Origin of the sequence: Hydrogenophaga pseudoflava (genome assembly GCF_004353865.1) — a bacterium.
Classification (GTDB): domain Bacteria; phylum Pseudomonadota; class Gammaproteobacteria; order Burkholderiales; family Burkholderiaceae_C; genus Hydrogenophaga; species Hydrogenophaga pseudoflava.
Window position 1 is genome coordinate 2,047,162 of the sequence record NZ_CP037867.1, and the last position, 15,794, is coordinate 2,062,955.

Annotated in this window: 16 protein-coding genes; 12 read left to right on the top strand and 4 right to left on the bottom strand. The window is 67.0% G+C overall.

Annotated elements, in window-relative coordinates:
* Nucleotides 1-39: 39 nt before the first annotated feature.
* Both HPF_RS09950 and HPF_RS09955 read right to left on the bottom strand, forming a co-directional pair.
* Nucleotides 40-516: a peroxiredoxin gene (locus HPF_RS09950; protein WP_066154557.1), complete on the bottom strand. Its 477-nt coding sequence runs from the start codon at nt 514-516 to the stop codon at nt 40-42.
* 130 nt (nt 517-646) lie between these two features.
* A complete protein-coding gene (locus tag HPF_RS09955) occupies nt 647-1,138 on the bottom strand; it encodes an Mth938-like domain-containing protein (RefSeq protein ID WP_307173601.1) in 492 nt (163 codons plus the stop codon).
* 27 nt (nt 1,139-1,165) lie between these two features.
* Between HPF_RS09955 and HPF_RS09960 the strand changes: the two genes are divergently transcribed.
* From HPF_RS09960 to HPF_RS10005, 10 genes are all read left to right on the top strand, one after another.
* Complete coding sequence (locus HPF_RS09960; protein ID WP_133156503.1) at nt 1,166-2,398, top strand: pyridoxal phosphate-dependent aminotransferase; 1,233 nt, start codon at nt 1,166-1,168, stop codon at nt 2,396-2,398.
* A 101-nt stretch (nt 2,399-2,499) separates the two neighbouring features.
* Entirely contained in the window at nt 2,500-3,822 is a 1,323-nt protein-coding gene (locus tag HPF_RS09965; RefSeq protein WP_066154551.1) for a homoserine dehydrogenase, read from the top strand.
* A gap of 1 nt (nt 3,823) precedes the next feature.
* Nucleotides 3,824-5,254 (top strand): threonine synthase, encoded by a 1,431-nt coding sequence (gene thrC / locus HPF_RS09970; RefSeq protein ID WP_133156504.1) that lies wholly within the window; start codon nt 3,824-3,826, stop codon nt 5,252-5,254.
* A 20-nt stretch (nt 5,255-5,274) separates the two neighbouring features.
* On the top strand, nt 5,275-5,808 hold the full coding sequence (gene mobB, locus HPF_RS09975; protein WP_133156505.1) for a molybdopterin-guanine dinucleotide biosynthesis protein B: 534 nt from the start codon (nt 5,275-5,277) through the stop codon (nt 5,806-5,808).
* 46 nt (nt 5,809-5,854) lie between these two features.
* Nucleotides 5,855-7,144, top strand: a complete 1,290-nt coding sequence (locus HPF_RS09980) for a molybdopterin molybdotransferase MoeA (protein WP_133156506.1) — start codon at nt 5,855-5,857, stop codon at nt 7,142-7,144.
* Nucleotides 7,141-7,392 (top strand): molybdopterin converting factor subunit 1, encoded by a 252-nt coding sequence (moaD, locus tag HPF_RS09985; RefSeq protein WP_133156507.1) that lies wholly within the window; start codon nt 7,141-7,143, stop codon nt 7,390-7,392. Before HPF_RS09980 ends, moaD begins: the two co-directional genes overlap by 4 nt.
* Nucleotides 7,393-7,394: 2 nt before the next feature.
* Nucleotides 7,395-7,868 (top strand): molybdopterin synthase catalytic subunit MoaE, encoded by a 474-nt coding sequence (moaE, locus tag HPF_RS09990; protein WP_133156508.1) that lies wholly within the window; start codon nt 7,395-7,397, stop codon nt 7,866-7,868.
* A gap of 13 nt (nt 7,869-7,881) precedes the next feature.
* Nucleotides 7,882-8,637 (top strand): GNAT family N-acetyltransferase, encoded by a 756-nt coding sequence (locus HPF_RS09995; RefSeq protein WP_133156509.1) that lies wholly within the window; start codon nt 7,882-7,884, stop codon nt 8,635-8,637.
* Between the two features lie 142 nt (nt 8,638-8,779).
* Nucleotides 8,780-11,386 (top strand): ATP-dependent chaperone ClpB, encoded by a 2,607-nt coding sequence (gene clpB, locus HPF_RS10000; protein ID WP_133156510.1) that lies wholly within the window; start codon nt 8,780-8,782, stop codon nt 11,384-11,386.
* Between the two features lie 83 nt (nt 11,387-11,469).
* On the top strand, nt 11,470-12,882 hold the full coding sequence (locus tag HPF_RS10005) for an aldehyde dehydrogenase family protein (protein WP_133158075.1): 1,413 nt from the start codon (nt 11,470-11,472) through the stop codon (nt 12,880-12,882).
* A gap of 10 nt (nt 12,883-12,892) precedes the next feature.
* Here the strand turns inward: HPF_RS10005 and HPF_RS10010 are convergent, their stop codons facing one another.
* On the bottom strand, nt 12,893-13,129 hold the full coding sequence (locus tag HPF_RS10010) for a hypothetical protein (protein ID WP_066154527.1): 237 nt from the start codon (nt 13,127-13,129) through the stop codon (nt 12,893-12,895).
* A gap of 131 nt (nt 13,130-13,260) precedes the next feature.
* On the opposite strand from HPF_RS10010, the gene arsC reads away from it, so the two are divergent.
* The gene (gene arsC / locus HPF_RS10015; protein WP_066154524.1) at nt 13,261-13,617 is read left to right on the top strand and encodes an arsenate reductase (glutaredoxin); all 357 of its coding nucleotides are present in this window, start codon (nt 13,261-13,263) and stop codon (nt 13,615-13,617) included.
* Here arsC and HPF_RS10020 read toward each other — a convergent pair whose 3' ends face one another.
* Nucleotides 13,618-14,466 carry an AraC family transcriptional regulator gene (locus HPF_RS10020; protein WP_066154521.1) on the bottom strand — a complete coding sequence of 283 codons (849 nt, stop codon included), beginning with the start codon at nt 14,464-14,466 and terminating at the stop codon, nt 13,618-13,620. It lies immediately after the preceding gene.
* Between the two features lie 86 nt (nt 14,467-14,552).
* Between HPF_RS10020 and HPF_RS10025 the strand changes: the two genes are divergently transcribed.
* Nucleotides 14,553-15,779 (top strand): MFS transporter, encoded by a 1,227-nt coding sequence (locus HPF_RS10025; RefSeq protein WP_243721720.1) that lies wholly within the window; start codon nt 14,553-14,555, stop codon nt 15,777-15,779.
* Nucleotides 15,780-15,794 lie beyond the last annotated feature (15 nt).

Below are 15,794 nucleotides of genomic sequence, written 5' to 3' on the forward strand. Positions count from 1 at the left end.
CCCATTATGCACGACTGAAATGACGCTCCCGAATCGCGTTCAGGCGGCCTTCTTGAGGGTCTTAACAGCCTTCAGCACTTCTTCCACATGGCCCGGAACCTTCAGGCCACGCCATTCCTGCTTGAGTACGCCATCGGCGCCGATCAGGAAGGTGCTGCGCTCAATGCCCTTGACCTTCTTGCCGTACATGATCTTGTTCTTGACCACGCCGAACATGTGGCACATCTTTTCTTCCGTGTCGGCAATCAGCTCGAACGGAAGTTCCAGTTTGGCCTTGAAGTCGTCGTGCGACTTCATGTTGTCTCGGGAAACGCCAAACACCTGCGCACCCGCCTTGACGAAATCCTTGTACTTGTCGCGGAACTGCATGGCCTCGGTGGTACAACCAGGCGTGTTGTCCTTGGGGTAAAAATACAGAACCACCGTCTGGCCCACATGCGACTGGTTGCTGACCTTGATGCCGCCGGTGGCCATGGCTTCAAATTCGGGAATGGGTTTGTTGACAACGACTGCCATGCTGCGTGGACCCCTGACGTAGGTTGGTGGAGATGCGTTGGTCTTCCCGTCGCCCTCCCTGGGCGACAGCCGCTCTCTGGCAGCGGTGGGAAAACAATCCGCTATTTTACCCCGAACGCGGGTTCGAGCGTCAGGCTTCGATCAGCAGGGCCGCCACCACGCGCCTGCCTTCGCCTGCGAGGATGTTGAAGGTTCGGCAGGCGGCAGGGGTGTCCATGGTTTCCACGCCAATGCGTTGTTCGATGAGCGGCCGCAGCAGGGCGGGAGCCACAAAACGAAGTCTGGTGCCGGACCCGAGCAGCACCAATTCAGGAGGAGGGCCATCGCCCCCTATGAGTTCCGAAAAATGCTCGGCAGTGAGTTCATCAAGGCGTGCCACGCCCCAGGGGCGAACGGTTCCCGAAGCCAGCAGCACCACGCTGGAGCTGTACCGCTCGCCATTGACCGCGATCCATCCGTCGCCATGGGCGGTGACTGACAACTGGTCAGGCTTGTCTGCATGAAGTTTCATCGGGTCGGTGGCGTCTGTCGGGGACGAGGTGCGCAGGAGAACTGTGGTCAAATTATGGGTTTTCCCCGAAGAGGTCGCGATCTTAGCGTGCGCCTGCCCGTAACCGTCCACACCTTTCCTCATCTGTCCGGAGGGACTTTGAAACCGATTCAGAAATCCGCCAAGCTGGCCAATGTGCTCTACGACGTTCGGGGCCCGATCGTCGACGCGGCCAAGCAGATGGAGGACGAGGGCCAGAAAATCATCAAGCTGAACATCGGCAACCTGGCGCCGTTCGGTTTTGACGCCCCCGAGGAAATCCAGCAGGACATGATCCGAAATCTGCCGAACTCGGCGGGTTACTCGGACAGCAAGGGCATTTTTGCAGCGCGCAAGGCGGTGATGCACTACACCCAGCAGCAGGGTGTGCAGGGCGTGACGCTGGAAGACATCTACCTTGGGAATGGTGCCAGCGAACTGATTGTGATGGCGGCCAATGCGCTGCTGGACAACGGCGATGAACTGCTGGTGCCGTCGCCCGACTACCCCCTGTGGACGGCAGCAACCAGCCTCTCCGGAGGCACACCGGTGCACTACCGCTGCGACGAAAGCAACGGCTGGCAGCCGGACCTGGCGGACATGCGTGCCAAGATCACGCCGCGTACGAAGGGCATCGTGGTCATCAACCCGAACAACCCCACCGGTGTGCTCTACAGCGACGAGCTGCTCAAGGGCATCGTGGCGCTGGCCCGTGAGTTCGGTCTGGTGCTGCTGGCCGACGAGGTGTACGACAAGGTGCTGTACGAAGGTGTGAAGCACACCGCGATGGCGAGTCTGTCCACTGATGTGCTGACCCTGACGTTCAATTCGCTGTCCAAGGCCTACAGGTCCTGCGGATATCGCGCCGGCTGGATGGTGTTGTCGGGTCCGAAGGAGATCGCCAAGGACTTCATCGAAGGACTGAACATGCTGGCTAACCTCAAGCTCGGCTCCAACGTGCCGGGGCAGTGGGCGATCCAGACGGCTCTCGGTGGATATCAGAGCATCAACGACCTGGTCAAGGAAGGCGGGCGCCTGCGTCGCCAGCGCGATCTGGCCTACGAACTGATCACCGCGATCCCGGGCGTGACATGCGTCAAGCCGCAGGCGGCGCTTTACATGTTTCCCCGGCTCGATCCCAAGGTCTATCCGATCGAGGACGACCGGCAGTTTTTCATGGAAGTGCTGCGGGCGACCCGCGTGATGCTGGTGCAGGGGTCGGGCTTCAACTACCCGGACAACCAGCATTTCCGCATCGTGTTCCTGCCGCACGAAGACGATTTGCGCGAGGCCATCGACCGCCTGGCCAAGTTCCTGGAACAGTGGCGCCATCGCCACGGCACAGACGACTGATCATCAATGGTGCCGGGCGATGTCATCAATGCCCGAGTGACCGGCTGTCACTATCGGACAGGGCGGACAGCGCCCGAGTTTTTGTTGGAAATGAGTCAAGCATGAAACCCATCCAAGTAGGCCTGCTGGGCATCGGCACCGTGGGCAGCGGCACGTTCAATGTGCTTCAGCGCAACCAGGAAGAGATTCAGCGCCGTGCCGGTCGCGGCATTGAGATCACCATGGTGGCGGACCTGGACGTGGCGCGTGCACAGTCCATCGTGGGTCCGGACGTCAAGGTGGTGAACGACGCCCGCGCCGTGATCGCCAACCCCGACATCGACATCGTGATCGAGCTGATTGGCGGCTACGGCATTGCCCGCGCGCTGGTGCTCGAAGCGATTGCCGCTGGCAAGCACGTGGTCACCGCCAACAAGGCGCTGCTGGCCGTGCATGGCACCGAGATCTTTGCGGCTGCGTCGGCCAAGGGCGTGATGGTGGCCTTCGAGGCGGCCGTGGCAGGTGGCATCCCCATCATCAAGGCGCTGCGCGAAGGCCTGACAGCCAACCGCATCCAGTGGATCGCTGGCATCATCAACGGCACGACGAACTTCATCCTGTCCGAGATGCGTGACAAGGGCCTGGACTTCGACGTGGTGCTGAAAGAAGCCCAGCGCCTGGGCTATGCCGAAGCCGACCCGACCTTCGACATCGAAGGGGTCGACGCCGCCCACAAGGCGACGCTGATGAGCGCCATCGCCTTCGGTATTCCGGTCCAGTTCGACAAGGCCTACGTGGAAGGCATCACCAAGCTGGGTGCGGCCGACATCCGTTATGCCGAGCAGCTGGGCTACCGCATCAAGCTGCTGGGCATCACCAAGCGCACCGACAAGGGCGTGGAACTGCGCGTGCACCCCAGTCTGGTGCCGGCGAAACGGCTGATTGCCAACGTGGAGGGTGCGATGAACGCGGTGGTGGTGAACGGCGATGCCGTGGGTACCACTCTGTACTACGGCAAGGGTGCCGGCAGCGAACCGACCGCCTCGGCCGTGATCGCCGACCTGGTGGACATCACCCGCCTGCACACGGCCGATCCGCTCAATCGCGTGCCGCACCTGGCCTTCCAGCCCGATGCCATGAGTGATGCCGTCGTGCTGCCCATGAGCGAGGTCGTGACCAGTTACTACCTGCGTCTGCGCGTGGCCGATCAGGCCGGCGTGCTGGCTCAGGTGACCGGCTTGCTGGCCGGCGCCGGTGTGAGCATCGACGCGGTGCTGCAGCGCGAGGCCGACGAAGTGGGTGGAGAGGGGGCGACCTCGACCGACCTGATCATCCTGACGCACGACACGCGCGAAGGCACCATGAACGATGTGATCGCGCAAATGCAGGGCCTGCCCAGCGTGCTGGCGCCCATCACCCGCATCCGCAAGGAAGAGCTGAACTGAGATGCTGTACCTGTCGACCCGCGGCCACCCGGACCGCAAGCGCTTCTGCGAAATCCTGCTCGAAGGCCTGGCGCCCGACGGTGGCCTCTACCTGCCCGAGGCCTACCCGCAGGTCGACGCCGCCACACTGACCCGCTGGCGCGCCGTGCTGGCCGAGCAAGGCTATGCCGCTCTGGCCTTCGAGGTGCTGTCGCTCTACATCGACGACATTCCCGCCGCCGACCTGAAGGCGCTGTGCGAGAAGACCTACACGGCTGAGGTGTTCGGCACCGAGGAGATCGTGCCGCTGACAACGCTGGAAGACGGTCTGCAGCTCGAAGCCCTGTCCAATGGCCCCACGCTGGCCTTCAAGGACATGGCCATGCAGCTGCTGGGCAACCTGTTCGAGTACGAACTGGCGCGCCGCGGCGAGCAGCTCAACATCCTGGGCGCGACCTCGGGCGACACCGGCAGCGCGGCCGAGTACGCGATGCGCGGCAAACAGGGCGTGCGCGTGTTCATGCTCAGCCCGCACGGCCGCATGAGCGCGTTCCAGCAGGCACAGATGTTCAGCCTGATGGACCCGAACATCCACAACATCGCGGTGGAAGGCGTGTTCGACGACTGCCAGGACATCGTCAAAGCCGTGTCCAACGACCTGGACTTCAAGCGCAAGTACAAGATCGGCACGGTCAACTCGATCAACTGGGCGCGGTTGCTGGCCCAGGTGGTCTACTACTTTGCCGGCTACTTCTACGCGACGAGGTCCAACGAACAAAAGGTGAGCTTTGCCGTGCCCTCTGGCAACTTCGGCAACGTCTGCGCCGGCCATGTCGCGCGCCAGATGGGCCTGCCGATCGGTCGCCTGATCGTCGCGACCAATGAGAACGACGTGCTTGACGAGTTCTTCCGCACCGGCACCTACCGCGTGCGCGGCAGCGCCGACACCTACGAAACGTCCAGCCCGTCCATGGACATTTCCAAGGCCAGCAACTTCGAGCGTTTCGTGTTTGACCTGCTGGGGCGTGACGCCGCGCGCACCAAGCAGCTGTTCGACGACGAGCTGCGCCTGCATGGCCGCTTCGACCTGGGCCGCGACCCGCTGTTCGCCCAGGCGGCCAGCCGCTACGGCTTTGCCAGCGGCAAGAGCACGCACGCCAACCGCCTGGCCACCATCAAGGCCACCTTCGAGCAGCACGGTGTGATGATCGATACCCACACCGCCGACGGCGTGAAGGTGGCGCGCGAATTGCGCCAGGCGGGCGAGAACGTGGTGGTGCTGGAGACCGCGCTGCCGATCAAGTTCGCCGAGACCATCCGTGAGGCCTTGGGCCGCGACCCCGAGCGGCCGGCGAAGTTCGACGGCATCGAAGCCCTGCCCAAGCGCGTGCAGGTGATGGGTGCGGATGCTGTGGCGGTCAAGCGCTACATCACCGACCACTGCCCGGTCTGACGGACCGTCCGGAAGACCCCATGAAGGTCGTCGGTTTCGCCGGAACGTCGGGTGCAGGCAAGACCACGCTGATCGAACGCCTGATCCCGGCCCTCAAGGCGCGGGGTCTGCGCGTGTCGGTCATGAAGCACGCGCACTGCGGGCTGGAAACCGACCAGCCCGGCAAGGACACCTGGCGCCACCGGGAGGCCGGCGCCTACGAGGTGCTGGCTGCATCGCCCGAGCGGCTGGTGCTGCAGCGCAGCTTCGAACGGCCCCAGGAGCGCTCGGTACACGACCTGATCCCGGCGCTGCACCCCGGGGTGGACTGGGTGCTGGTCGAGGGCTGGCGCGACAGCAACCTGCTCAAGATCGAGGTCTGGCGCGAAGCCACCGCCCAACCGGTCCGGTACCCGGACGACCCCTTCGTGGCGGCCATCGCCCTGCCATTGGCCGATGCTTTGCCCGAGGACACCCTGCGTCCGCGGCTGGATCTGGACGACCCCGATGCGGTGGCGGCCTGGCTGGTCGACAATGGGGACCGTTTCGACTACGACCCCGAAGCCTACGTTTGATTGCCACTGCGTTGGCCCTATCGGCCGGGGCGGTGCCTCCAAGACCATGAACGCTCCCCAACCTGCCCGCAAACCCCTGATGGCGCTGGACGCCGCGCTGGCCGACCTGCTTTCGCGCGCGGCACCGCTCGCGGCCACCGAAACCCTGGCCACTGTGCTGTCCGACCGGCGTGTGCTGGCGGATGACCTGGTGTCGGCGCTGCACGTGCCGCCGCAGGACAACTCGTCCATGGACGGCTACGCCGTGCGCGTGGCCGACATCACCGAAAAAGGTGTTGTGCTGCCGGTCAGCCAGCGCATCCCCGCCGGCCACGCGGCGCAGCCGCTGGAACCCGGCACCTGCGCCCGCATCTTCACGGGTGCGCCGGTGCCCCCTGGCGCGGACGCCATCGTGATGCAGGAAGACACGCGCGAGGTCGGTGGCGATTTCCGCGCTGTGCACATCGACGCCGTGCCCGGGCCTGGCCAATGGATCCGCTGTGCGGGCGAAGACGTGACCCGTGGCGCCGTCGTGCTGTCGCGCGGCACGCGCCTGTCGGCAGCAAGCCTGGGCCTGGCCGCCGGCATCGGTGCGGCGCAGCTGCGGGTGACCGCCAAGCCGCGGGTGGCGCTGTTTTCGACCGGTGATGAACTGGTCATGCCCGGCGAGGTGCCGCCCGAACAGATGAAGCCGGGCGCCATCTACAACAGCAACCGCTTCTTCCTGCGCGTGCTGCTGGAGCGCCTGGGGTGCGAGGTCAGCGACCTGGGCATCGTGCCCGACAGGCGCGAGGCCACGCTGGCCGCCCTCAAGACCGCTGCCGATCACCACGACCTCATCCTCACCAGCGGCGGGGTGTCGGTGGGCGAAGAAGACCACATCAAGCCCGCCGTGCAACAACTGGGCAGCCTGGACCTGTGGCAGATCGCCATGAAGCCGGGCAAACCCTTTGCCTATGGCACGGTGCGGCGCGATGCGGGGGCCGGTGCAGACGCTCAAGGGCACTGCCACTTCATCGGCCTGCCCGGCAACCCGGTGTCGAGTTACGTCACCTTCCTGCTGCTGGTGCGGCCCTTCCTGCTCAAGTTGCAGGGGGCCGCAGAATCCGAATACCAGCCTCCCTTCAAGACCATGCAGCTGCGCGCCGATTTCGACCTGCCGCGCGCCGACAAGCGCCGCGAGTTCCTGCGCGTGCGCCGCAATGCCCACGGCGGCCTGGACCTGTTCCCCAACCAGAGCTCGGGCGTGCTGACCTCCACAGTGTGGGGCGACGGCCTGGTGGACAACCCGGCCGGCAGCACCATCGCGCGCGGCGACCTCGTGAACTACATCTCTCTTTCGGACCTGCTCGCATGAAGATCCAGCTGCGTTATTTCGCCTCCATCCGCGAGGCCATTGGCTCCGGCAGCGAATCTGTCGAGACCGCTGCGACCACGCTGTCCGCGCTGCGCGACGAACTGATCGCACGTGGTGGCGCCCACGCCGAGGCGCTGGCGCGCGGCCGCGCGGTGCGCGTGTCGGTCAACCAGACCATGGCCGACGAGTCGATCGCCTTGACCGACGGCGCCGAGGTGGCCTTCTTCCCACCCGTCACCGGAGGGTGAGCATGAACACCCGCGTCAGCATCCAGACCGAAGACTTCGACCTGTCCGCCGAGGTCGCCCGGCTTCGGGCCGACCAGAAGGGCGTCGGTGCGGTCTGCACGTTTGTGGGCACCGTCAGGGACCGCAACGACGGCCAGAGCGTCAGCACCCTGGAGCTGGAGCATTACCCGGGCATGACGGAGAAGTCCATCGAGCAGATGATCGACGAGGCGTTCCGGCGCTTCGACATCCTCGGCGCCCGGGTCATCCACCGCGTCGGCCTGCTGCAGCCGCTGGACCAGATTGTGCTGGTGGCCGTGACATCGGCCCACCGTGGCGAGAGCTTCCAGGCCTGTGAGTTCCTGATGGACTACCTCAAGACCCAGGCGCCGTTCTGGAAGAAGGAACAGACGCCCGAAGGGGCGCGCTGGGTGGATGCGCGGGTCAGCGACGATGCGGCGCTGGCGAAGTGGGGCATCGCCTCGAACAACGCCTGACGCCGTGGTGTTGATGGCCACTTCGCCGACCGCCGCCGACATCGAATCCATCGAACGCGCCACGCTCACGGCGGTGGCGCCCGAGCAGATCGACGCCATCGACGGCTGGCTGCTGCCCATGGACCCCGGCACGGTCGGCCGCGCCCACAGTGCGGTGCCTCTGCACCATGGGCCCCACGACCCGGCGCTCATCGGCACCATCGCGCAGCGTTACCGGAAGGCCGGTCTGCGACCGGTGTTGCGCCTGCCCGATGTGCCGGCGTTTGAGCCCTGGTGGCCCGAGCTCAGGGCCCAGGGCTTCCGGCGCGAGCAACCCACCCTGACCCAGACCGGTGCGCTGGACGGCCTGCTGGCGCTGGCGCCGAACGCCGACGGGGTGTCGCTGGACCCGCGACCTGATGCGGCCTGGATGGCCATGTTTCTGGGCGAGGGCATGGACCCGGTGGACGGCGCGAGCCGCTCGAAGGCGCTGTCCCGCGCCGAGGGCACGCTGTTCGCCAGCCTGCGACAGGGCGGCGAGACCCTGGCCTGCGGCGCCGCCTGTTATGCCCAGGGCTGGCTGAGCATGCACGGCCTGCGCACGGCCGCCCGCCAGAGGGGCCGGGGGCTGGCGGGGCGGATGATCCACGCGATGGCGCTGGAGGCACAGCGGCGGGGCATCACACGGGTCTTTCTGCAGGTGGACGCTTCCAACGAGCCCGCCTTGGCGCTCTACCGCCGCGCCGGCATGGCCACCGCCTGGTCCTACGCCTACTGGAGAGCAGGGTAAGCCCCCCTCGCGCGCCCGCTGCACGGGGCGCAGCGGCTTTGATGCGGGTCAAGGCCGCTTGACCCCGACCGGCGCAAGGTCTTGAAATGAGGGCGGTCAGCGCCACATGCCCGTCAGTTCAAGCATTTCGGAGCGTCACAACATGCGTCTCGACAAACTCACCACCAAGTTCCAGGAAGCCCTGGGCGAAGCCCAGAGCCTGGCCCTGGGCAAGGACCACGCCTACATCGAACCGGCCCACCTGCTGCTGGCCATGCTGCGCCAGGCCGATGGGCCGAAGTCGCTGCTGCAGCGTGCGGGGGTCAATGTGCCGGGCCTGACCAAGGCCACCGAGGAGGCGGTCAACCGCCTGCCCGAGGTGCAGGGCCAGGAGCAGGTGCAGCCCGGCCCGGACCTGATCAAGCTGCTGCAGGCGACCGAGAAGGAAGCCATCAAGCGCGGCGACGCCTTCATCGCCAGCGAGCTGTTCCTGCTCGCCGTGGCTGACCAGAAGGGTGAGATCGGCCGCATCGCCAACGAGAACGGCCTCTCGCGCAAGAGCCTGGAGGCGGCCATCGAGGCCGTGCGCGGCGGCCAGAAGATGGATTCGCCCGAAGGTGAGAGCCAGCGCGAGGCGCTGAAGAAATACACCCTGGACCTGACCGAGCGCGCCCGCGCGGGCAAGCTGGATCCGGTGATCGGCCGTGATGACGAAATCCGCCGCGCCATCCAGGTGCTGCAGCGCCGCAGCAAGAACAACCCGGTGCTGATCGGCGAACCCGGCGTGGGCAAGACGGCCATCGTCGAAGGCCTGGCGCAGCGCATCGTCAACGGCGAGGTGCCCGAGACCCTGCGCGAGAAGCGCGTGCTGGTGCTGGACATGGCGGGCCTGCTGGCCGGTGCCAAGTACCGCGGCGAGTTCGAGGAGCGCCTGAAGTCGGTGCTCAAGGAAGTGGCGCAGGACGAAGGCCGCATCATCCTGTTCATTGACGAGATCCACACCATGGTGGGCGCCGGCAAGGCCGAGGGCGCCATCGACGCCGGCAACATGCTCAAGCCCGCGCTGGCGCGCGGCGAGCTGCACTGCATCGGCGCCACCACGCTGGACGAGTACCGCAAGTACATCGAGAAGGACGCCGCGCTGGAGCGCCGCTTCCAGAAGGTGCTGGTCGATGAGCCGACCGTGGAGCAGACGATTGCCATCCTGCGCGGCCTGCAGGAAAAGTACGAGGTGCACCACGGCGTGGACATCACCGACCCGGCCATCGTGGCCGCGGCCGAGCTGAGCCACCGCTACATCACCGATCGCTTCCTGCCGGACAAGGCCATCGACCTGATCGACGAGGCGGCGGCCAAGATCAAGATCGAGATCGACTCCAAGCCCGAGGTGATGGACAAGCTGGACCGCCGGCTGATCCAGCTCAAGATCGAGCGCGAGGCGATGAAGAAAGAGACCGACGAGGCTTCGCAGAAGCGCCTGGCGCTGATCGACGAGGAAATCGTCGAACTGCAGAAGGAAGCCGCCGACCTGGAAGAGATCTGGAAGGCCGAAAAGGCCCAGGCGCAGGGCAGCGCGCATGTGCGCGAAGAGATCGAGCGCGTCAAGCTGCAGATCGAGGAGCTCAAGCGCAAGGGTGACTTCAACAAGGTCGCCGAGCTGCAGTACGGCAAGCTGCCGGAGCTGGAGAAGCAGCTCAAGGAAGCCCAGGCCCAGGAGGCCGGCAAAGGCGAAAACCAGGTGCGCCAGCTGCTGCGCACCCAGGTGGGTGCCGAGGAGATCGCCGAGGTGGTCAGCCGCGCCACCGGCATCCCGGTGTCCAAGATGATGCAGGGCGAGCGCGACAAGCTGCTGCAGATGGAGACCAAGCTGCATGAGCGGGTGGTGGGCCAGGACGAAGCGATCAGCGCGGTGGCCAATGCCATCCGCCGCTCGCGCTCGGGCCTGTCCGACCCGAACCGCCCGACCGGTTCCTTCCTGTTCCTGGGCCCCACCGGCGTGGGCAAGACCGAGCTGTGCAAGGCGCTGGCGGGCTTCCTGTTCGACAGCGAGGAGCACCTGGTGCGCATCGACATGAGCGAATTCATGGAGAAGCACTCGGTGGCCCGCCTGATCGGCGCGCCACCCGGCTACGTGGGCTACGAGGAGGGCGGCTACCTGACCGAAGCCGTGCGCCGCAAACCGTACAGCGTGCTGCTGCTCGACGAGGTGGAAAAGGCCCACCCGGACGTGTTCAACGTGCTGCTGCAGGTGCTGGACGACGGTCGCCTGACCGACGGCCAGGGCCGCACCGTGGACTTCAAGAACACGGTCATCGTGATGACCAGCAACATCGGCTCGCACCTCATCCAGGCCATGGTGGGCGACAGCTACGAGGACGTGAAGGACGCGGTCTGGGGCGAGCTCAAGAACCACTTCCGGCCCGAGTTCCTCAACCGCATCGACGAGACGGTGGTGTTCCACGGGCTCGACGCCAAGCACATCGAGGCCATCGCGGGCATCCAGCTCAAGGCTCTGCAGGCCCGCCTGCAGAAGATGGACCTGCGGCTGGACGTGTCAGCGGCGGCGCTGGGCGAACTGGCCAAGGTCGGCTTCGACCCGGTGTTCGGTGCGCGGCCGCTCAAGCGTGCGATCCAGCAGCGCATCGAAAATCCGCTTTCCAAGCTGCTTCTGGAAGGCAGGTACCCGCCCAAGTCGGTGATTCCGGTGGGGGTGGACCCGGTGCGCAACCCCGGGGTGTTCGAGTTCTCGGACGCAATCGCCTACGACTGAGCCCCAGGCGACAGGCGGTGCCCCGGCATGGGGCGCCGCCTCTACCGCCGCCCGGGGCGCGCTCCTATGATGATCCGATGACCCTGACGCCCCCCGACCTTCCGTTGCGTGCGCTGTTCGACGCGCAGTTCCAGGCCAGCCGCGCGCAGATCGACGTGCCGCTGGCGCTTCGCCTGGACCGCCTGCGCCGCATGCGGGCCCTGATCGACACGTACGGCGCGGCGCTGGCCGAGGCGGTGCAGGCCGATTTCGGCGTGCGCTCGATCCGGCTCACCGAAGTCGCGGACTTCTTCGTGCTGCGCTCGCTGCTGGGCGATCTGGATCGCCACACCGGCGCCTGGATGAAAACGCGCCGCGTGCGCACACCGATCTACCTGCAACCCGCCAGCGGCCAGATTCAGCGCCAGCCGCTGGGTGTGGTCGGTGTCATCGGTCCCTGGAACTACCCGCTACAGCTGACGCTCGGGCCGACCGCCACTGCGCTGGCCGCGGGCAACCGCGTGATGCTCAAGCCCAGCGAGCTCACACCGCACACCTCGGCGCTGCTCGCGACCCTGCTGCACCAGGCGTTTTCCGCCGACGAGGTGTGTGTGGCGCTGGGCGGGCCGGACGTGGCGCACGAGTTCGCCAGCCTGCCGTTCGACCACCTGTTCTTCACCGGCTCCACCGCCGTGGGGCGCAAGGTGGCCGCCGCCGCCGCGGCCAACCTGACGCCGACCACGCTGGAGCTGGGCGGCAAGTCGCCCTGCATCGTGGACGCCTCGGCCGATCTGGACGCGGTGGCCATCAAGATCGCGCACGGCAAGCTGCTCAACGGCGGCCAGACCTGCATCGCGCCCGACTACGTGCTGCTGCCCCAGGGGCGCGAGGCCGAGTTCGAGCGGGCCTTCGTCGCCGCGGTGGCGCGGCTGTTTCCTTGCGGGGCCGCGCACCCGGACTACGCCAGCATCATCAGCGAGCGGCACCACGCGCGGCTGCTGGCGATGGTCAAGGAGGCGCAGTCCCAGGGCGCCCGTGTGGTCGAGGTGGCCCAGCGCAGCGGTTCGCGCCATGAGCGCCAGATGGCACCGGTGCTGGTGTTTCAGCCACCCGCCGAGGCCCGCCTGATGCGCGAGGAAATCTTCGGCCCGGTGCTGCCGGTGCTCAGCTATACGGATCTGGGCCAGGCGATCGCCACGGTCAACGCCGGTCCCAGGCCTCTGGCGCTGTACTGGTTCGGCCAGGACGGTGCCGCGCGCGACCGGGTGCTGCGCGGCACGGTCAGCGGCGGCGTCACGGTGAACGACACGCTGCTGCACATTGCCCACGAAAACCTGCCGTTTGGCGGGGTGGGGGAGAGCGGCTGGGGTGCCTACCACGGCGAGACGGGCTTCCTGCGGTTCACGCAGCAGAAGCCGGTGCTGGTGCAGTCGCGCTGGGCGGCGGCCAGCCTGTTCTACCCACCCTACGGCGCCACGTTCGATCGCGTGATGGGGCTGCTCAAACGCTGGCTTTGAGTGGCGCCGCTCAGGCGCTGTCGTTGTCTCCGTAGAGCATCAGCGGCACTGGCTGCAGGTAGCCCTGCTGCAGCAGACCCGCGGCCAGATCGCTGACATCGCCACCCAGCAGTGCCGACAGCTCGCGTTCGCTGCGGCGGCCGTTGGCCATGAGCAGCAGGCTGTGGGCGCGGCGGCCGACCAGGTCGGGGCGTGACAGCGCCTCCCAGGCCTTCGGTGTCTTGGCAATGCGTTGTGGTGCGTTCATCGTCTTCCCCTGCTGGCGCGTTTTGTGTGTGCGTCGAGCAAGATACGGGCCCGAGATGACAGGGGTGTGACGCCCGCCGCTGCACCGCCACCGGGCGTTATGCTCGGCCGCGAAACGCACGGAGCACCGCGATGAAGCCTTCTTCCATCACCATCTTCCACAACCCCCAGTGCAGCACCTCGCGCAACGTGCTGGCCGCGATCCGCGAGACCGGGGTCGAGCCAGAGGTGATCGACTACCTCAAGCAGCCCTACACCCGGGAGCAGCTGACCGCGCTGCTCAAGGCCATGGGCATGAGCGCTGGCGAACTGCTGCGCCGCAAGGGCGACCTCTATGCCGGGCTGGCCGAAGCCAACCCCGAACGCAGCGACGCCGAATGGCTGGACCTGATGGTGCAGCACCCCGTGCTGGTCGAGCGGCCCATCGTCGTGACGCCGCGCGGCACCGTGCTCTGCCGCCCGAAGGAACGGCTGCAAGAGGTGCTCTGATCAGGCGGGTCCCGCCGTCATCGGGCCAAAGCGCGACGGCGGCTGGCCCAGTGCGGCGCGGAACATGGCGCTGAAGGCGCTGTCGCTGGCGTAGCCAGCGGCGGCGGCCACCTGGCTCACCGGCGTGCCCCTGGCCAGCATCGGCAGCGCGTGCGCCAGCAGCACCTGCTGCCGCCAGCGCTGAAAGCCCATGCCCAGCTCGTCCCGGAACAGGCGCGCCAGAGTGCGCTCGCTGGCGCCGCTGTGGGCGGCCCAGCCGGCCAGCGTCGCGTGTTGCGCCGGCGCGTTGAGCACCGCCTCGCACACGGCGCGCAGGCGCCGGTCACCGCGCTGCGGGTCGGGCATCGGAACGCCCAGCGGCTGAGTCGGCGCGTGCGCCAGTTCGGCCAGCACCAGGGTGGACAACGCGCGCTGCCGCAGCTCGTCTCCGGCGTGGTGCGGCAGCTCCATGCCCAGCACCAGTTCGCGCAGCAGGGCTGAAACCACCAGCACCCGGGAGCGGCGCCACTCGGCGGTCACCACCGACGGATCGATGTAGAGCGTGTAGAGCTGCGACGACTCCAGCATGCTGACCGCGTGGCGGGCGCCCGGCGGAATCCAGACAGCGCGCGACGGCGGGACGATGGTGGTGGTCTCCAGCCCGCTGGTCTGGTTCGGCGCGGCGTCGGCCACCGTGACCTGCAACAGGCCGCTTGCGCAATACGCCAGCTGACCCCAGGGGTGGTGGTGCGGTTCGAACTGGGTGTCGTGGCCCATGGCCCGAGCCCGGCAGCGCACCGGCCGCTCCGGCGAGGGACGGAACGGATCGGTGTCGCCGACGGGCACGGCGCGGCGCTCGCGTCTGTTCATGGGGGCTCCCGGATTTGGCTTAAATTCGACGATGGTTGTCTTTCTATCGCATATCGGCCGCTGCGTCAGCCCGTACCATGCCCCGCATGAACACCGCCACTCTCGACGCCGTGCCCCCACCGGCCAACCCCGTTCCCTTGAAGCAGGACGCCGCCGTCATCGGCCTGGTCGGTCTGGCGCACGGCACCTCCCACTTCTCGCACCTGCTGCTGGCGCCGCTGTTCCCGATCTTCATGCGCGACTTCGGCCTGAGCTACTCCGACGTCGGCTTGCTGATGAGCATCTTCTTCGTGATCTCGGGTTCCGGCCAGGCGATGTCCGGCTTCGTGGTCGACCGCATCGGCGCGCGCCCAGTGCTGTTTGCCGCCATCGGCTGCTTCCTGCTGGCCTCGCTGGCAGCGTCCATGGCCACCGGCTACGCCGGTCTGGTGATGGTGGCGGTGCTGGCGGGCCTGGGCAACGCGCCATTCCACCCGGCCGACTTCACCATCCTGAACCAGCGCGTCTCGGCGCCGCGGCTGGGCTACGCCTTCAGCGCCCATGGCCTGACCGGCAACCTGGGCTGGGCGCTCGCCCCCGCTTTTCTGGTCGGCATCACGGCGCTGGCCGACTGGCGCACCGCCTACCACGCCGCCGCGCTGCTGTATGTGGCGGTGCTGTCGCTGCTGTTCTGGCAGCGCGAGAAGCTGCGCACCGAGGTGCATGTGCGCCACGCCGATGCCCCCAAGGGCTCGGACCTGGCGTTCATGAAGCTGCCGGTGGTCTGGTGGTGCTTCGCCTTCTTCCTGCTGTCCACTATGACGCTGGCGGTGGTGCAGAGCTATGCACCGTCCATCCTCAAGCAGTTGCACGGGGTCAGCGTCGAGGCGGCCACGCTCACTGTCAGCGCCTACATGCTGTGCGGCGCCGTAGGGATGTTCGTCGGCGGCTTTGTGGCCGCCACCTCCAAACACAGCGACCGCGTCGTGGCCTGGGCGATGACGGCCGGCGCCCTGCTGCTGCTGGTCTGCGCCACCGGGTGGCTCAGCGGCACCGGCACCATGGTCGTGCTGGCGGCCACCGGCTTCGCCGTGGGCGTGGGCGGCCCCAGCCGCGACATGATGATCAAGAAGGCGACGCCCAAGGGCGCGACCGGCCGCGTCTATGGCACGGTGTATTCCGGTCTGGACGTGGGCTTCGCGGTTTCGCCGATGGTTTTTGGCGTGTTCATGGACCGGGGCTGGTACGCGCTGACGCTGGCCGGCGCGGCGCTGGTGCTGCTGGTGTCCGTCTATGCCGCCATCGGCGTGGGCCGCCGGACAACAAGCCGCTGAGTCTGTGCACAATTC